This is a genomic window from Inquilinus sp. CA228, from assembly GCF_052078665.1.
Classification (GTDB): domain Bacteria; phylum Pseudomonadota; class Alphaproteobacteria; order DSM-16000; family Inquilinaceae; genus Inquilinus.
Genome location: NZ_JBQJIK010000118.1, coordinates 1 through 17,077 on the forward strand (window position 1 = coordinate 1; position 17,077 = coordinate 17,077).

At 69.6% G+C, this 17,077-nt stretch carries 16 protein-coding genes; 5 read left to right on the forward strand and 11 right to left on the reverse strand.

The window, feature by feature from the left end; all coding sequences use genetic code 11:
• Positions 1-40 precede the first annotated feature (40 nt).
• From ACTOWL_RS35485 to ACTOWL_RS35495, 3 genes are read right to left on the reverse strand one after another with little or no spacing between them, the layout of a single operon-like run.
• Positions 41-874, reverse strand: coding sequence for a RibD family protein (locus ACTOWL_RS35485; protein ID WP_441326023.1), 834 nt, complete (start codon positions 872-874; stop codon positions 41-43).
• The gene (locus ACTOWL_RS35490) at positions 874-1,638 is read right to left on the reverse strand and encodes an FkbM family methyltransferase (protein WP_441326024.1); all 765 of its coding nucleotides are present in this window, start codon (positions 1,636-1,638) and stop codon (positions 874-876) included. The genes ACTOWL_RS35485 and ACTOWL_RS35490 overlap by 1 nt, the downstream gene beginning before the upstream one ends.
• Positions 1,635-2,399 (reverse strand): CDP-alcohol phosphatidyltransferase family protein, encoded by a 765-nt coding sequence (locus tag ACTOWL_RS35495; RefSeq protein WP_441326025.1) that lies wholly within the window; start codon positions 2,397-2,399, stop codon positions 1,635-1,637. Before ACTOWL_RS35495 ends, ACTOWL_RS35490 begins: the two co-directional genes overlap by 4 nt.
• Before the next feature lie 111 nt (positions 2,400-2,510).
• Between ACTOWL_RS35495 and ACTOWL_RS35500 the strand changes: the two genes are divergently transcribed.
• Positions 2,511-3,500 (forward strand): 2-hydroxyacid dehydrogenase, encoded by a 990-nt coding sequence (locus ACTOWL_RS35500; RefSeq protein ID WP_441326026.1) that lies wholly within the window; start codon positions 2,511-2,513, stop codon positions 3,498-3,500.
• Positions 3,501-3,503: 3 nt separating this feature from the next.
• Here ACTOWL_RS35500 and ACTOWL_RS35505 read toward each other — a convergent pair whose 3' ends face one another.
• From ACTOWL_RS35505 to ACTOWL_RS35530, 6 genes are all read right to left on the reverse strand, one after another.
• Positions 3,504-4,493 (reverse strand): hypothetical protein, encoded by a 990-nt coding sequence (locus tag ACTOWL_RS35505; protein WP_441326027.1) that lies wholly within the window; start codon positions 4,491-4,493, stop codon positions 3,504-3,506.
• A 110-nt stretch (positions 4,494-4,603) separates the two neighbouring features.
• Positions 4,604-5,461 carry a DUF533 domain-containing protein gene (locus ACTOWL_RS35510; protein ID WP_441326028.1) on the reverse strand — a complete coding sequence of 286 codons (858 nt, stop codon included), beginning with the start codon at positions 5,459-5,461 and terminating at the stop codon, positions 4,604-4,606.
• Positions 5,462-5,530: 69 nt separating this feature from the next.
• Entirely contained in the window at positions 5,531-6,694 is a 1,164-nt protein-coding gene (locus ACTOWL_RS35515; protein ID WP_441326029.1) for a GNAT family N-acetyltransferase, read from the reverse strand.
• A gap of 102 nt (positions 6,695-6,796) precedes the next feature.
• On the reverse strand, positions 6,797-7,699 hold the full coding sequence (locus tag ACTOWL_RS35520; RefSeq protein ID WP_441326030.1) for a polysaccharide deacetylase family protein: 903 nt from the start codon (positions 7,697-7,699) through the stop codon (positions 6,797-6,799).
• A gap of 8 nt (positions 7,700-7,707) precedes the next feature.
• The gene (locus ACTOWL_RS35525) at positions 7,708-8,352 is read right to left on the reverse strand and encodes a CoA transferase subunit B (protein WP_441326031.1); all 645 of its coding nucleotides are present in this window, start codon (positions 8,350-8,352) and stop codon (positions 7,708-7,710) included.
• A 16-nt stretch (positions 8,353-8,368) separates the two neighbouring features.
• Complete coding sequence (locus tag ACTOWL_RS35530) at positions 8,369-9,073, reverse strand: CoA transferase subunit A (RefSeq protein WP_441326032.1); 705 nt, start codon at positions 9,071-9,073, stop codon at positions 8,369-8,371.
• A gap of 261 nt (positions 9,074-9,334) precedes the next feature.
• Here ACTOWL_RS35530 and ACTOWL_RS35535 point away from each other — a divergent pair, with 261 nt between their 5' ends.
• The 3 genes from ACTOWL_RS35535 (at position 9,335) to ACTOWL_RS35545 (ending at position 12,997) form a co-directional block, all read left to right on the forward strand.
• Positions 9,335-10,495 carry a TRAP transporter substrate-binding protein gene (locus ACTOWL_RS35535; RefSeq protein WP_441326033.1) on the forward strand — a complete coding sequence of 387 codons (1,161 nt, stop codon included), beginning with the start codon at positions 9,335-9,337 and terminating at the stop codon, positions 10,493-10,495.
• Positions 10,496-10,577: 82 nt separating this feature from the next.
• The gene (locus ACTOWL_RS35540) at positions 10,578-11,246 is read left to right on the forward strand and encodes a TRAP transporter small permease subunit (RefSeq protein WP_441326034.1); all 669 of its coding nucleotides are present in this window, start codon (positions 10,578-10,580) and stop codon (positions 11,244-11,246) included.
• A complete protein-coding gene (locus ACTOWL_RS35545) occupies positions 11,243-12,997 on the forward strand; it encodes a TRAP transporter large permease (protein WP_441326035.1) in 1,755 nt (584 codons plus the stop codon). The genes ACTOWL_RS35540 and ACTOWL_RS35545 overlap by 4 nt, the downstream gene beginning before the upstream one ends.
• Before the next feature lie 6 nt (positions 12,998-13,003).
• On the opposite strand, the gene ACTOWL_RS35550 is transcribed toward ACTOWL_RS35545, so the two are convergent.
• Both ACTOWL_RS35550 and ACTOWL_RS35555 read right to left on the reverse strand, forming a co-directional pair.
• Positions 13,004-14,890 (reverse strand): potassium transporter Kup, encoded by a 1,887-nt coding sequence (locus ACTOWL_RS35550; protein ID WP_441326036.1) that lies wholly within the window; start codon positions 14,888-14,890, stop codon positions 13,004-13,006.
• 146 nt (positions 14,891-15,036) lie between these two features.
• Positions 15,037-15,789 carry an SDR family oxidoreductase gene (locus ACTOWL_RS35555; RefSeq protein ID WP_441326037.1) on the reverse strand — a complete coding sequence of 251 codons (753 nt, stop codon included), beginning with the start codon at positions 15,787-15,789 and terminating at the stop codon, positions 15,037-15,039.
• Positions 15,790-16,228: 439 nt separating this feature from the next.
• Between ACTOWL_RS35555 and ACTOWL_RS35560 the strand changes: the two genes are divergently transcribed.
• Positions 16,229-17,077 (forward strand): TolB family protein (locus ACTOWL_RS35560; RefSeq protein WP_441326038.1); only part of this gene is annotated, 849 nt, incomplete at its 3' end.

A 17,077-nucleotide genomic window follows, 5' to 3' on the forward strand; every position in this document is an offset into this window, starting at 1 on the left:
AGGCCCTCGGCCTCGCCTCCGTCGCCGACCCGCTCACCGCTTAATCCCCCGAACCGCCGGATACGGACCCGTATGTCCGGTGGTGTGGGAGGGGGGAGCCGCGAGGCTTCCCCCTATCCCGATACGCCGTGATAGCGACCCCGCGCAGGTCGAAGTCGAATAGCACGTCGCCGCCCATGGCATAGGTGCGGCAGGGCGGGCGCAGGGCCTGGTCGAGATGGGCGATTTCCGGCAGCCGCAGGCCGCCCTTGCCGGAGCCGATGATGATCGGCGCCACCGCGACATGCAGCCGGTCCAGCACTCCGGCGGCGAGGAAGCGCGACACCGTGGTGCCGCCGCCCTCGATCAGCACCCGGCGCAGCCCGCGCGCGGCCAGCGCCGCCAGCACCGCGGCCGGCGACGGGTCGTCGAGGCCGATGATCTCGGCCCCACCGGCCGGCCGGTCGGCGCGGTCGGCGGCGCAGAGCAGTAGCGTCGGGGCCGCTCCGTCGGTGAACAGGCCATGGGTGGCGTCGAGCCGGCGGCCGGGATCCAGCACCACCCGCACCGGGTTCGGCCCGTCGACCCGGCGCGTGGTCAGCCGCGGGTCGTCATGGGCGACGGTGCCGGCGCCGACCAGAACGGCGTCGGCCAGCGCCCGCAGCCGGTGCAGATGATCGAGGTTGCAGGGGCCGGTGACGTATTGCGACTGGCCGCAGCCGGTGGCGATGTGGCCGTCGATGCTCTGGCCGAGATGGGCCAAAGCGAAGCGGCCCTCGGCCTCGGCGAAGGGGCGCAGCAGCGCGATCCGGTCGCGCGCCTCGGAATCGGAGGGCAGCGGCGCCTCCGGCCGGCCGGCGCGGCGGTCGAGCAGCCAGATCCAGGCGGTGTCCATCATGCCTCGGCCCGCGCGTAGATGTCGCCGGAGCGGTCCCCCGGCGACAGAGTCAACAGCCAGGCTCGCAACTCGTGCCCGCTGCGCCAGTTCGGCCACAGGAAGCGCCCGGTTTCGCCGATCGAGACCTGGAAGCGGCAGCGGCCCATCGCCTCGATGCGGCCCAGCGCCTCGATCCGGTCGAGCACGGCGAGGGTGGCCGGCAGCGCCGCCGGGACATATTCGACCGACAGGAGGGGCAGGGGGCGGGACAGCCCGGCCAGCACTTCGCCCTCGAAGCCCTCGACATCGATCTTGCAGAAGGCGGGGGTGCCGAAGCGATCGATCAGCGCGTCCAGCGTGGTCACCGGCACCTCGACCCGCCGGTCCCAGCGGATCGCGGCGAAGCCGTCGGCCTGCGACACCGTCTCGATCCAGTCGGGCGACAGGCTGGCGACCGTCGGCGTGCGGCTGCTGAGATGCAGCATTGCCGTGCCCGGGGCGGCGCCGACCGCGCTCTCGACCAGGGTGATGCCGGCATGGCCGCGGAAGCTGCGGCGCAGCAGCCGGGCGAGGTCGGGCTGCGGCTCGACCGCCACCACCCGGGCGCCGAGTCCGGCCCAGCACAGGCTGCGGTTGCCGACATGGGCGCCGATGTCGAAGCACAGCTCGCCGGGCCGGATCAGGGTCGAGAAGAACCGCCGGAAGCGGGCGGAGCGTCCCGGAATGCCGCGATAGATGGCGAGGGACCGGGCGATGCCGGCGGCGCGGGCGATGGCGTTCATGCCGGCACGCGTTGCCGCCACAGCCAGACCACGTCGCGGCCGAAGGACCAGCCCAGCAGCGCCAGCGCCCCCGCCGCCAGAACCTCGGCCAGCGAGTGCGGCACCGGCGGCGCCAGGCAGGCGATCAGCACCAGGATCTGGATCACGCAGACGGCCTTGCGGGCGAAGCTGTCCGGCACCGGCCCGCGCAGCCAGGGCCAGGCGGCGCCGGCCAGCACGTAGAGATAGCGCATCGCCCCGATCAGCAGCACCCAGGCCCCGACCTTGTCCCACTGCCAGGCCAGCACGGAGAGGACCAGGACGAAGAAGGCGTCGGCCTCCATGTCGAATCGGGCGCCGAAGCGGGAGGCCAGGCCGCTGCGCCGGGCGGCCCAGCCGTCGACCCCGTCCAGCGCCAGGGCCAGCGTGGCGAATCCGGCGATCAGCCACAGGCAGTCCTCGTCCGGCGCCGCCGTGCCCATCAGCGCGGCCAAGAGGCAGATCAGCACGATGCGCGACAGCGTCACCGTGTTGGCCGGGCCGAAGCGGCGATGCGGGGCGTGGGCGGCGAGGCCGGCCAGGATCAGCGTGGCGATGCCGCCATACAGCAGCTCGGCCCGCGCCACGAAATAGGCGCCGAGCGCGGGATCGACCGCAAGCGGCACCGCCAGCGCAGCGAGCGCGACTGCTCCCGCCGTCAAAGGCCATCGTGCCTGCCGCTGCAGCGCGCCGCGTGAATCGGTCTCGTCCCGCATGATCCTCCAGCCGGTCGACGCCATCATCCTACGCGACTCTTCGGCCGAACGGTGACGCTGGTCACAGCCGGGGCACTGGACAATCGCCCGCCCGGCTTGCTCTATGGCGCAAACGGGGTTGCCGGGACTGGTTCCGCCATGGCCGAGAGAAAACGTCCGCTCGTCATCGTCACGCGCAAGCTGCCGGATGTCATCGAGACCCGGATGATGGAGCTGTTCGAGACCCGGCTGAACCACGACGACGTGGCGCTGGACCGGGAGCAGATGGCCGCGGCGATGGGCGAGGCCGACGTGTTGGTGCCGACGGTGACCGACCGGATCGACGCCGAGCTCCTGGCCCAATCCGGGCCGCAGCTGAAGCTGATCGCCAGCTTCGGCACCGGCGTCGACCACATCGACCTCGGCGCCGCCCGGGCCCGCGGGCTGACCGTGACCAACACCCCCGGCGTCCTGACCGAGGACACCGCCGACATGACCATGGCCCTGATCCTGTCGGTGGCCCGCCGGCTGGCCGAGGGCGAGCGGCTGGTCCGCGGCGGGCAGTGGACCGGTTGGAGCCCGACCGGCATGCTCGGCGCCCGGCTCGGCGGCAAGCGGCTCGGCATCATCGGCATGGGCCGGATCGGCCAGGCGGTGGCGCGCCGGGCCCGCGCCTTCGGCCTGTCGGTGCATTACCACAACCGCAACCGGGTGCACCCGGAGGTGGAGGCCGAGCTGGACGCCACCTTCTGGCCCAGCCTGGACCAGATGCTGTCGCGGATGGACATCGTCTCGGTCAACTGCCCGCGCACCCCGGCGACCTTCCACCTGCTGTCGTCTCGGCGGCTGAAGCTGCTGCGCCGCGACGCGCTGATCGTGAACACCTCGCGCGGCGAGGTGATCGACGAGACGGCGCTGGCGCAGATGCTGAAGCAGGGCGAGCTGGCGGGGGCCGGGCTCGACGTGTTCGAGCGCGAGCCGAACGTCAACCCGAAGCTGCTGAAGCTGGCCAACGTGGTGCTGCTGCCGCATATGGGCTCGGCGACCCTCGAGGGCCGCATCGATATGGGCCAGAAGGTGATCGTCAACATCCGCAGCTTCGTCGACGGCCATGTGCCGCCGGACCGGGTGCTGGAGACGGAGTTTTAAGACCTATCCACGACGGGCCCTGACCACGACGGCGCGCCGCAGATGCTTGTTCAGCTCCGGAACGCGGTCGGCCGCCAGCCGCCAGGGGCTGCCGTCGAGAGGACCTGAAAGGTTCAGGACGGCGATCCCGGGGACGACGAAGCTGACGAGCGCCGCGCCCCCGGCGTCGGCGAGCATCTTCTCGACGGCCACCGGATCATAGGGGAAAATCGTCAAGACCGGTCCGGCCGCCGGCGGCAGCGCCCGGAACCCGGCGGCTTCCATCCAGGCCAGCCCCGCCGCATCGACGCTGCAGCACAGCACCACGCCGCCGAAGCCGCCGCCCTGGATGCCAGTGTCGATCCACCAGTCGTTCTGCCAATCCTCGTAGCCGAAGATCATGCCCTCGAGGCGCTCGAAATCCTCGTTCCAGCCGCGGGGTCTCGCCGAGGCCTCGACGATCAGTTTCAGCGCCGGAATGCGCCACTCCTCGCCCTTCGGCGTGTAGTAGACGGTCCGGAAGCCGAGGAACTCCCCCATCGGGCGCCCGAACGGCTCGACGATCTCCTCGCGATGCAGCACGCCCTGCGCCACCCAATGGTCGAAGCGGTGCTCGCCGTCGAAGGTCATCGGAGGATATTCGTGTACCATGCGGGCCAGCTTCTTGCGGCCGTCCAGGAGGAGGGGAAGCTCGTAACCCGTGTGCACCAGATAAGGCGCGGTGTCGATCGAGTGCAGCCAGTGCAGGACATATTCACGGTCGGCGGTGTCCAACCCCGACAGTTCGAGCTCCGTCCCCGACGCTGCGGCGATCGCCGCCGCCTCATCCTCGTCGAGCCGATAGCCGTGATTGAGCTCCGGGTCGTTGTCGGCGGCGCTCCCGAGCAGCGAGCGGAGCCTGTCGAGATCGGGAGTTTCGAGTCGGATCAGGAAGACGGGACACCATTGCTCGCGATCGAACACGAACAGAAAGAGATCGTTGCGGTCGCGCTTCAGACGGCTCACTTCGACCATTCCCCTTGCTGTCATGCCCGGGCCTGACCCGGGCATCCAGAGAGCGTCAACATCCTCTGGATTGCCGGGTCAGGCCCGGCAACGACAGGGAGGAACAGGGAAGCAGCCTCTCACCCTGGCTTCACCGTCTGGTGCAGCGCGGCGATGGTCTGGGCGTCGAGTTTCAGCGCCAGAGCCAGCTGCTTCAGGAAGCGGCTTTCCTCCGGCGAATCCATGGTCACGGTCAGCAGCGCCGCGGTGTAGACCTGCGCGGCCTCCTGCGGCCCGCTGATCCCGGCCGCCAGTTGCTCCGGCGTCGCTGGGTTGTTCAGCTCCTGCTCGATGAACGCGCGCTCCTCCTCGTCCTCCTCGCCGAGATGGCCCTGGATCGCCGTGGCCTCGGCCTCGTCGATGGTGCCGTCGGCCGCCGCCGCCGCGATCATGGTGCGGATGATGCGGTGCGCGGTGTCCTGACCGATCAGGGGCGCCGCCTGGCCCCCGCCGCCGACCGAATCGGCCATGTCGAGGAAGCCGCCGCCAGCCCCTCCACTCACGCCTGGAGCCGGGGTTGCCGCCGGGCCGGTCGGCGCCGTCTGGCGCGCGTCGTCCGAGCCGCCAAGGCCGGCCAGCAGGCCGCCACCTCCGCCGCGGTTCTGCAGCGCCTGCATGGCGACCGTGGCGATGATCGCCATCAGCCCGCCGCCCAGGCCTCCACCAAGGCCGCCGCCGCCCCGGCTCTGGCCGCCTGTGAGACCGCCGAGAATGTCGCCGAGCCCGCCGCCCGATGAGCCGCCGCCGCCCAGGCCCTCGAGCAGCCCGCCGAGCCCGCCCAGGCCGCCACCCGATCGACCCGCCGGCGCGGCGGCCATGCCGCCCCCGCCCAGCACCTGGCTGAGGATGCCGCCGATATCGACGCCACCGGCCCCGCCACCAGAGGAGCGGCCCATGCCGCTCTGCGCCAACGCACCCAAGAGCTTGTCGAGATCCATCGTCTCTCTCCCTCGGTTCGTGGCGACGGCATCGCCTGCCGGCCGTCGCGTCGTGATGCCAGGATGCGGCTAGGGACAATCTTGCCGGAAGGGGAGGTGCTCGGCGAGGTCTTCGATGCCGGCCTCGACCGCGCGGGTCTCGCGGACCAGGAAATCGGCCACGGCGCGGCGGAAGCCGGGGTCGCGGATCCAGTGCGCGCTGTAGGTGCGCACCGGGCGGTAGCCGCGCATCACCTTGTGCTCGCCCTGCGCCCCGGCCTCGACCCGCTTCAAGCCGCGGGCGATGGCGAAGTCGATCGCCTGGTAGTAGCAGGCCTCGAAATGCAGGAAGGGATAGTCGCGGCCGTCGCAGCCCCAGTTGCGGCCGTAGATCGTGTCGCTGCCGATCAGGTTCAGGGCGCCGGCGATCCAGCGTCCGTCCTTCTCCGCCATCACCAGCGCGACCCGGTCGGCCATGGTCTCGCCGATCCGGGCGAAGAACTCGCGGGTCAGATACGGGTCGCCCCATTTCCGGTCGCTGGTGTTGCGGTAGAAGCGAAAGAAGGCGTCCCAGTGCCGGGGCTTCAGGTCGTCGCCGGTCAGCACGGTCAGGCGGATGCCGCCCTCGACCGCGCGCTGCCGCTCCTTGCGGATGTCCTTGCGCCGGCGGCTGTTCAGCGTGGCCAGGAAGTCGTCGAAGCTGGCGTAGCCGTCATTCTCCCAATGGTACTGCTCGCCGATTCGCTGCAGCCAGCCGGCCGCGCCGAAGCGCGACCAGTCGGCCTCGGTCGGGAAGGTGACGTGGACGGAGGAGACCTTGTGCGCCAGCGCCGCCTGTTCCAGCCCGTGGATCAGCAGGTCGGCGGTCTGGGCCGGGGCGCCGGGGCGGACCAGCAGGCGGGGGCCGGTGACCGGGGTGAAGGGCACGGCCGATTGCAGCTTCGGATAGTAATCGCCGCCCGCCTGCTCATAGGCCCGAGCCCAGCTGTGGTCGAAGACGTATTCGCCCTGGGAATGGCCCTTGAGGTACAGCGGCACGGCGCCGAGCAGGCGGCCGTCCGGCTCCTCCAGCACCAGATGCTGGGGCAGCCAGCCGGCCTCGGCGGTGGCCGACCCGCTCTGTTCCAGCGCCGACAGGAAGGCGTGCGACAGGAACGGGTTGTCCGGCCCGGCGCAGGCGTCCCAGGCGTCGCCGTCGAGGACCGAGATATCGGCGACCAGCTTGAGGCTTGCCTCCGGAGCGCCGTCGGGCATGGGATCGCTCTCTCGCATGTGCGAAAGCCCTAATCTGGTCCCGACGCCGGGCGGGGGCAAGCGTCGCGGCCTGGTCGCCGCGTGACAATCGGGCGCTGCCCGTCAGCCCGGCACGGTTCCGGGCGGCAGGGCGGCGGCGTGGGCGGCGATGGCGCCGGCGGTGGTGATCCAGACGTCGCTGCGCCGGGCGGCGATATGAGCCAGGGCGCGGCGCAGCTGGCGCAGCCGGTAGGGCTGGCCGACGATGTAGGGATGCAGCGCCACGCCCATCACCAGGGCCTGGCCGTGCGCCTGCTGCTCCAGCATCTCGTCGAACTGGCCGATCACCATGTCGGCGAAGGCGTCGGCGTTCATCTTGCGCGCCACGATCGCCGGGATGTCGTTCAACTCCTGCGGATAGGGCACCGACAGGATGCGCCCCACCCGGGTGCGCATCCACACCGGCTGATCGTCATGGCACCAGTCCAGCAGGTAGTCGTAGCCCGCCTCCTGCAGCAGGTCGGGGGTGCGCAGGCTCTGCGAGATCCAGGGGCCGAGCCAGCCTTTCGGCGGCGCGCCGGCATGGCGGGCGATGGCGTCGGTGGCGTGGCGGATCAGCGCCGCCTCCTCCGCCTCCGGCAACACGCCCTGGCGTTCGGAGTTGCTGTGGCCGTGGCCGACGATCTCGTCGCCGCGGGCCTGGAAGGCGGCCGGCAGCTCCGGGCAATGGTCGTAGATCGACGCGTTGACGATGGCGGAGCAGGGCAGGGCCAGCCGGTCGAACAGCTCCAGCAGGCGCCAGGCGCCGACCCGGTTGCCGTAGTCGCGCCAAGCGTAGTTCAGCACGTCCGGCTGCGGCCCGCCCGGTGCCAGCTCGGCCCCCAGCCCGTCGCCGAAGGCGAAATGCTCGAGGTTGAGGCCGAGATAGACGGCGAGGCGCGTCCCGTCCGGCCAGGCCGTGTCCGGCCGGCGGGTGATCGCGCTGTAGCCGTAGCGGTCATGGCCCGCCAGCGGCGTCCCGACCATCGGGCGGATCAGGCCAAGCCGGGCCGGGTGGCGAAGGGCGCCTCGGTCTTGGTCCGGATCTCCTCGACCGTGACGCCGTCGGCGACCTCGGTCAGGGTCAAGCCCTGCGGCCCGATCTCGAACACGCCGAGCTCGGTGATCACCAGGTCGACCACGGCCTTGCCGGTCAGCGGCAGGTCGCAGGCGTTCAACAGCTTCGGCGTCCCGTCCTTGGCGTTGTGCTCCATGATCACGACGACGCGCTTGACGCCGGCGACCAGGTCCATCGCCCCGCCCATCCCCTTCACCATCTTGCCGGGGATCATCCAGTTGGCGAGGTCGCCCTCCTTCGACACCTGCATGGCGCCGAGGATCGACAGGTCGATATGGCCGCCGCGGATCATGGCGAACGAATCGGCCGAGCTGAAATAGCTCGACTGCGGCAGCTCGGTGATCGTCTGCTTGCCGGCGTTGATCAGGTCCGGGTCCTCCTCGCCCTCATAGGGGAAGGGGCCCATGCCGAGCATGCCGTTCTCGCTCTGCAGCGCCACGGTGATGCCGTCGGGGATATAGTTCGCCACCAGCGTCGGGATGCCGATGCCGAGATTGACGTAGAAGCCGTCCTCCAGCTCCTTCGCGGCGCGGGCGGCCATCTGCTCACGGGTCCAGGCCATGGTCTGTCTCCTGTCCTCAGGCCGCGCGCGGGCGGGTGGTGCGCTGCTCGATGCGCTTCTCGTAATCCTTGCCCTGAAGGATGCGCTTCACATAGATGCCGGGGGTGTGGATCTGGTTGGGGTCCAGCCCGCCTACATCGACCAGCTCCTCGACCTCGGCGACCGTCACCTTGGCGGCGGTGGCCATCATCGGGTTGAAGTTCCGGGCGGTCATCCGGTAGATCAGGTTGCCCTCGGTGTCGCCCTTCCAGGCCTTGACGATGGCCAGGTCGGCGAACAGCCCGCGCTCCATCACATACTGCGCGCCGTCGAACTCGCGCACCTCCTTGCCGTCGGCGACGATGGTGCCGACGCCGGTCTTGGTGAAGAAGGCGGGGATGCCGGCGCCGCCGGCGCGGATGCGCTCGGCCAGGGTGCCCTGCGGGTTGAACTCCAGCTCCAGCTGGCCGGACAGGTACTGCTGGGCGAACAGCTTGTTCTCGCCGACATAGGACGAGATCATCTTCTTGATCTGGCCGCGATCGAGCAGCTTGCCGAGGCCGACGCCGTCGATGCCGCAATTGTTCGAGATCACGGTCAGGCCGGTCACGCCGCTCTCGGCGATGGCGTCGATCAGCTTCTCGGGGATGCCGCACAGGCCGAAGCCGCCGGCCATCACCATCATCCCGTCGCGGAGCACGCCGGCCAGCGCCGCCGTGGCATCCGGATAGACCTTCTTCATCCCGTCACTCCCCGTCAGGCATCACTGGGCGCCGAGGGACTAAAGCGGGGCGGCGGGCGCGAGTCAATCGAGGCCGCGCCGCACCCGGGCCGGTTTGCGGCAGGGGCCGCAGGCCGACCCTGCGACTGCGACGAAGGTCGAATCTGTGACGCCAATCCTGCTGGATGCTTCTTGCCATCATCTGTGACAAGCTGTGACTTTGTTGCGCATCGAACGACGCCGGCCGAAGCGTCCCACGCGCCCAACAGGGGGAGGTTTTCAATGACTGTCCATGATCGGGATTCCACGCCGCCGGTCGCGGCATCGAACGGGTCGCGCCGCCGCTTTCTGGCCGGCGCGGCCGTGGCCGCCGCGGCGACCGTCGCCGCGCCGGCCATCGTCAAGGCGCAGGGGCCGGTGCATATGCGCTGGCAGAGCACCTGGCCCTCGAAGGACATCTTCCACGAATTCGCGCAGGACTTCGCCAAGAAGGTCAACGACATGACCGGCGGCGAGCTGGCCATCGAGGTGCTGCCGGCCGGCGCCGTGGTGCCGGCCTTCGGCCTGCTCGACGCGGTGTCGCAGGGCACGCTCGACGGCGGCCACGGCGTGATGGTCTACCACTACGGCAAGCAGACGGCGCTCGCGCTGTGGGGATCCGGCCCCGGCTTCGCCATGGACGCCAACACGCTGCTGGCCTGGCACAAATACGGCGGCGGCAAGGAGCTGCTGGAGAAGCTCTACGCCTCGATCGGCGCCAATGTCGTCTCCTTCCCCTACGGGCCGATGCCGACCCAGCCGCTGGGCTGGTTCAAGAAGCCGATCGCCAAGGTCGAGGATCTGCAGGGCCTGAAGTTCCGCACCGTCGGCATCTCGATCGATGTGTTCACCGCCCTCGGCGCCGCGGTCAACGCGCTGCCGGGCGGCGAGATCGTCTCGGCGCTGGACCGCGGCCTGCTCGACGCCGCCGAGTTCAACAACGCCTCGTCCGACCGCACCCTCGGTTTCCCCGACGTGTCGAAGATCTGCATGCTGCAGAGCTATCACCAGAATGCCGAGCAGTTCGAGATCATGTTCAACAAGGCCAAGTACGATGCCTTGCCCGACAAGATGAAGGCCATCATCGGCAGCGCGGTCGAGGCGGCGTCGCAGGACATGCAGTGGAAGGCGATCGATCGCTACTCGAAGGACTACGGCGAGCTGCAGACCAAGGACGGGGTCAAGTTCTACAAGACGCCGGAAGCGATCCTGAAGCGGCAGCTCGAGGTCTATGACGAGGTGGTGAAGAAGAAGGCCGGGGAGAACCCGCTGTTCAAGGAGATCCTGCAATCGCAGATCGCCTTCGCCCAGCGGGCGACGCGATGGGAGCAGGACACCGTCGTCAACCGGCGTCTGGCCTTCGACCACTATTTCGGCGCGAACGCGGCAGCCAGCAAGATCTGATCCCGCAGCGGAGCCGGCGCCGTCGGACAGGTCCGGCGGCGCCGTGTTTTCGTCCGAACCCTCCGGCAGCGGGCTGCACCGTATGAGCCTCCAGCGATTCCTGCATCTGGTCGACGGCGTCAGCACCTGGGTCGGCAAGGCCGCGGCGTGGCTGATCATCGGGCTGATGGCCCTGATCTGCGTCGAGGTCTTCAAGCGCTACCTGCTGAACGCGCCGACGGCGTGGATCTTCGACGCCAGCAACATGTTCTACGGCAGCCTGTTCATGCTGGCCGGGGCCTACACCCTGGCCCAGAACGGCCATGTCCGCGGCGACTTCCTGTACGGCTCGATGCGGCCGCGGACCCAGGCGTCGTTCGACCTGGTGCTCTACGTCCTGTTCTTCCTGCCCGGCATCGCCGCCCTGGTCTATGCCGGGTACAGCTATGCGGAGCTGTCCTGGCGGATCAACGAGCACTCGACCGTCACCGCGGAAGGGCCGCCGATCTATCATTTCAAGGCGGTGATCCCGGTGGCCGGCGCGCTGGTGATGCTGCAGGGCCTGGCCGAGATCCTGCGCTGCATCGCCTGCCTGCGCACCGGGGCCTGGCCCAGCCGGCTCAAGGACGTCACCGAGATCGACGTGGTCGAGGAGCAGCTGGCGCAGAGCGAGCATGTGGACGAGGCGACGCGCCGCGACGCGATCGAGCGGGCGCAGAAGATCGACGAGACGGCGCGCCAGCGCGGGCAGGGGGGAGATCTGCAGACATGAGCGACGGGGCGCTCGGACTCGCGATGCTGGGGCTCATCGTGGTCGTCATCATGATGGGCTTCCCGACGGCCTTCACGCTGATGGGCCTCGGCATGTTCTTCGGCTTCTACGCCTTCTTCGACCCGTCCGAGCCGTGGTGGGACAACCGGGTGTTCGACCTGATGGTCCAGCGCGCCTACGGGGCGATGACCAACGACGTCCTGGTGTCGATCCCGCTGTTCGTGCTGATGGGCTATGTGATGGAGCGCGGGGCGCTGGTGGACAAGATGTTCTACAGCATCCAGCTCTCCGCCCGGCGGGTGCCGGCCTCGCTCGCCGTCGCCACGCTGATCGTCTGCACCTTCTGGGGCATCGCCAGCGGCCTGGTCGGCGCCGTCGTGGTGCTGATGGGGGTGATCGCGCTCAACCCGATGCTGCGCGCCGGCTACGACGTCCGGCTCGCCACCGGCGTGATCACCGCCGGCGGCACGCTCGGCATCCTGATCCCGCCCTCGGTGATGATCATCGTCTACGCCGCGGTGGCCGGGCAGTCGGTGGTCAAGCTCTACGCCGCGGCGATGTTCCCGGGCTTCTTCCTGGCCCTGCTGTACCTCGTCTACATCATCGGCTGGGCGCTGCTGCAGCCGAAGGTCGCGCCGCGCCTGCCGGAGGACCAGACCCGGGTGCCGGTGCCGGGCTGGATGCGGGCCTTCCAGGCCGCCTATTCGCGCAACATGCTGGTCGGGCTGGCCAAAGCCCTGGTCTCGCCGTCCCGGGCGGCCGCGCTCGACACCGGGACGGGGCGCCTGACCTATGGCCGCCTGACCGGCAATTTCGGCACCGCGCTGGTGCCGCTGGTGCTGACCGCGCTGACCCTCGTCGCGATCTGGTGGTACGTCGTGATCTACCCGCAGTCGTCGGCCGAGGCGGAGGCGGTGCCGGAAGGGCTGGAGCAGCTCGGCGCGCCGGTCGCGACCGCGGCGCCGGCCACCGGTGCGGAACTCGGGCCGGGCAACGGCTTCTACATCGTCTTCGGCGTGGTGGCCCTGGCCGCGGCGGTGATGCTGTTCCGCTACTACCGGCGCATGACGGCCGAGCGCTTCGAGATGCTGAAGCTGCTGGCCTCGTCGGTGATGCCGCTCGCCATCCTGACCGTCCTGGTGCTGGCGGTGATCCTGTTCGGCATCACCACGGCGACCGAATCCGCCGCGGTCGGCGCCGCCGGCGCCTTCCTGCTGGCGCTGCAGGCCCGGACCCTGAACTGGAAGCGGACCAAGGAGGCGGTGTTCCTGACGGCCAAGACCACCGCCATGGTGTGCTGGCTGTTCGTCGGCTCGGCGCTGTTCTCCGCCGTGTTCGCGCTGCTCGGCGGGCAGGCGCTGATCGAGCACTGGGTGCTGTCGCTCGACCTGTCGCCGGTCCAGTTCATGATCCTGTCGCAGGCGATCATCTTCCTGCTCGGCTGGCCGCTGGAATGGACCGAGATCATCATCATCTTCGTGCCGATCTTCCTGCCGCTCCTGAAGCATTTCAGCATCGACCCGGTGCTGTGGGGCGTGCTGGTGTTCGTCAACCTGCAGGCCGCGTTCCTGTCGCCGCCGGTGGCGATGTCGGCCTTCTACCTGAAGGGCGTGGCGCCGGCGCATGTCACCCTCAACCAGATCTTCGCCGGCATGATGCCGTACATGCTGGTCGTGATCCTGTGCATGGTGCTGATGTATCTCTGGCCCGGCATCGTGCTGTGGCTGCCGGAGTATCTGTACGGCAACTGAGGGCCGTCAGATCTCCAGATGCGAGCCCAGCTCGACCGCGCGGTTGGCCGGGATGCGGAAGAACTCGGTGGCGCTCAGCGCGTTGTTCGACATCAGGATGAACAGCCATTCCTGCCACGGCGGCAGCTCCGGCCGCGGCGACGGCACGAAATACTCCCGGCTCATGAAGAAGGAGGTGTCGGCCATGTTGAAGCCGAGGCCCTTGGCGGCGCAGGCGGCCAGCGCCCGCGGCACGTCCGGCTGCTGCTGGAAGCCGTAGCGCACGATCACCGTGTAGAAGCCGTCGCCGAGATCCTTGATCTCTATGCGCTGGTCGTCGTCGACCCGCGGCTCGTCCGTGGTCTCGACCTTCAGCAGCACCACGCGCTCATGGATGATCTTGTTGTGCTTCAGGTTGTGCAGCAGGGCGAAGGGGATGACACCGACATTGCCGGTCATGAAGATGCCGGTGCCGGGCACCCGGTGCGCCCGCTTGTACATCTTGCCCTCGACGAAGGTCGCGAGCGGGATGGCGTCGCGATAGCGCCGCCGGTACAGGATCTCGCGGCCCTTGCGCCACACCCACATCAGCGTCGTCAGCGCCACCGCCAGCACCAGCGGGAACCAGCCGCCATGCAGGATCTTGATGGTGTTGGCGCCGAAGAAGGCCAGGTCGATGGCCAGGAACACGGCGAACAGCGGCAGCGCGGCCCAGCGGCTCCAGCCCCAGCGGTGGCGGGCGACCAGATAGGCCAGCACGCTGGTCACCGCCATGGTGCCGGTCACGGCGATGCCGTAGGCCCCGGCCAGCGCGCTGGAGGAGCCGAAGCCGACCACCAGGATGACCACCGCGGCGTAGAGCGACCAGTTGATCCGCGAGATGTAGATCTGGCCCTTCTCCTCGGCCGAGGTGTGGCGCACCTCCAGCCGCGGCATGTAGCCGAGCTGGGCCGCCTGCTGGCTGACCGAGAAGGCGCCGGAGATCACGGCCTGGGAGGCGATCACCGTGGCCATGGTGGCCAGGATCACCATCGGGTACAGGCCCCAGGAGGGGGTCAGCAGGTAGAAGGGCGATTCGATTGCCGCCGGGTTTTCGATCAGCAGCGCGCCCTGGCCGAAATAGTTCAGCAGCAGGGCCGGCCAGACGAAGCCGAGCCAGGCGATGCGGATCGGGCCGCGGCCGAAATGGCCCATATCGGCATACAGCGCCTCGCCGCCGGTGACCGCCAGCACCACCGAGCCGAGCACGACGATCGCGGCCCAGGGGTTGGTGGCGAACAGCTCGACCGCGTGGTTCGGCCAGATCGCCGCCAGCACGTCGGGGCGGTTCACGATCTGGGCCGCGCCGAGCAGGCCGATGACCAGGAACCAGAGGCACATGATCGGGCCGAAGGCCGACCCGACCTTGGCCGTGCCATGGGCCTGGACCATGAAGATCAGGGTCAGGATGACCAGCGTCAGCGGGATGATGTAGGGGTCGAAGACCGGCGTCGCGATCTTCAGGCCCTCCACGGCGCTGAGCACCGAGATCGCCGGGGTGATCACGCCGTCGCCGTAGAACAGCGCCGCGCCGATGATGCCCATCAGCACGATGAAATGGCCCCATTTCTTGCCGCGGCGCGACCGGAAGGCCAGGGCGGTCAGGGCCAGCACGCCGCCTTCGCCGCGGTTGTCGGCGCGCATCACGAAGGAGACGTATTTGATCGTGATGATCAGCGTCGTCGCCCAGAAGATCAGCGACAGCACGCCCAGTACCGCCCCCTCGGAGACGCCGGGCGCCCCGGGGTGGGTGAAGCATTCCCGGATGGTGTAGAGCGGGCTGGTGCCGATATCGCCATACACGACGCCGATCACGCCGAGCAGCTTGGGGGCGAGCGATTGGCTGTCGCGCGAGTCGGTTGCGAGGGTCGTCATCGCGCCTTCCTAGTCGGATGGCGCGCCGTCGACAACCCGGCCGTTGCTGGCATGCCCATCGCCCCTTCGCTGCCCTCGGTGCCGAGGGTGCGGGGATCGCGGCGCCGAGGCAAGCCCCGGCTGCGGTCGGTCCCGGTCAGCAGCGCTCAGATGCAGCGGCCGCCGTCGACTTCCAGCGCCACGCCGGTGACCATCGACGCCTCGTCCGAGGACAGATAGAGGGCGGCGTTGGCGATGTCCTCGGGCGTGCTCATCCGGCCGAGCGGGATGGTGGCCAGGAACTGGGCCCGCCGCTCCGGCGTGTCCTCGCCGAGGAAGGTCGAGGTCAGGCCGGTCTGGCCCAGCACCGGGCACAGGCAGTTGACCCGGATCTTCGGCGCCAGCTCGACCGCCATCGATTTGGTGGCGGTGATCACCGCGCCCTTCGAGGCGTTGTACCAGGTCAGGCCGGGCCGCGGCCGCAGCCCCGCGGTCGAGGCGATGTTGAGGATCGAGCCGCCCTTGGCCGAGAGATGCGGCGCGGCGTGCCGGACCGACAGGAAGATCGCCTTCACATTGACCGCGAAGATGCGGTCGAACTCGTCCTCGGTGACCTCGGCCATCGGCTTGTTGCGATGGGTGTAGCCGGCATTGTTGACGACGATGTCGAGCCCGCCGAAGGCCTCGACCGCGGTGGCGATGGCGACCGCGGTGTCGGCGTCGCGCGACACGTCGGTGCGGACGAAGCGGGCGGCGTTCGGCCGCACCTCGTTCAGCGCCACGGCCACCGCCTCGCCGGCTTCCGTCGACAGATCGGCGATCAGCACGTTGGCGCCTTCCCGCACGAAGCGCTCGGCGATGCCCTTGCCGAAGCCTGACGCCGCGCCGGTGACGATGGCCACCTTGCCTTCGAGCCGCATGCCCTGTCCCTCTGTCCTGGTCGTGCCGCGGGAGGGGCGCCGCTCGATGCCTGGCGCCCGGCCCGCCGTTTCTTCCGGTGAAGTCCCGGACCGTCGAATGGCGGGACTATAGGGGCAGGCCGGCCGGGGCAGCAGGCGAATGTCCGCCGAGGAGGTATGAGCCGGGCGCGGATCTTCAGTCGGCGCCCGGAGTGCCGGCGGCGCCATGGCTCCACTGCACGGGCCTCCAGGATGGTATCCGCCCGATCCACTCCGCCCGCCCGAAAGAACCGATCCGGGTTCGGAGCAAATTCAGTAGAATGCTGCCTTTCCGGGAGGGGGCGCATCCTTCATTCGGATGACGCCGACGGCAAGGGCCGAGAGCAGACTGACCGAAGCCGCCGCGCCCTGCCGCGAATCGCCGCGGCGACGGACACTCCGCGGCTCGGGAGGCTTCCTCGTGGTTGCGATCAACACCAGCGCCGTCGCGCGCATCTCGCTGTCGGACGGCGGCATCCCAGGCAACAATGGGTCATTTGTCCCGGCCCTGTCGGCCGACGGCCGTTTCGTCGTCTTCGAGAGCAACGCCAGCAACCTGGTCGCCGGCGACAGCAATGGCGTTGCGGACATCTTCCTGCGCGACACCCTGACCGGCGCCACCACCCGTCTCTCCGCCGCCGGCGACGGCACCGAGGGGAACTCAGGCTCCTTCCGCGCGCTGGTCTCCGCCGACGGCCGCTTCGTCGTCTTCGAGAGCTTCGCCAGCAACCTGGTCGCCGGTGACAGCAACAACGTTCGCGACATCTTCCTGCGTGACACCCTGACCGGCGCCATCACCCTCGTCTCCGCCGCCGGCGACGGCACCCAGGGAAACTCAGTCTCCCTCGCCGCGCAGGTCTCCGCCGACGGCCGCTTCGTCGTCTTCGAGAGCTACGCCAGCAACCTGGTCGCCGGCGACAGCAACGGCGTTTCCGACATCTACCTGCGCGACACCCTGACCGGCACCACCACCCGTCTCTCCGTCGGCCTCGGCGGGGCGCAGGCGAACGGGAGTTCGTTCTCCGCCGCGATCTCGGCCGACGGCCGCTTCGTCACCTTCTCGAGCTTCGCCAGCAACCTGGTGGCCGGCGACACCAACGGCGCGACCGACGTCTTCCGGGTCTCGCTGGCGGCGTCGGGCGCGGCCGATTGGATGGTGGGGTCGGACGGCAACGACGCCATCTCCGGCCTCGGCGGCAGCGACATCCTCGCCGGCGGCCTCGGCGACGACCTGCTGGGCGGCGGCACCGGCGCCGACACCCTCGACCTG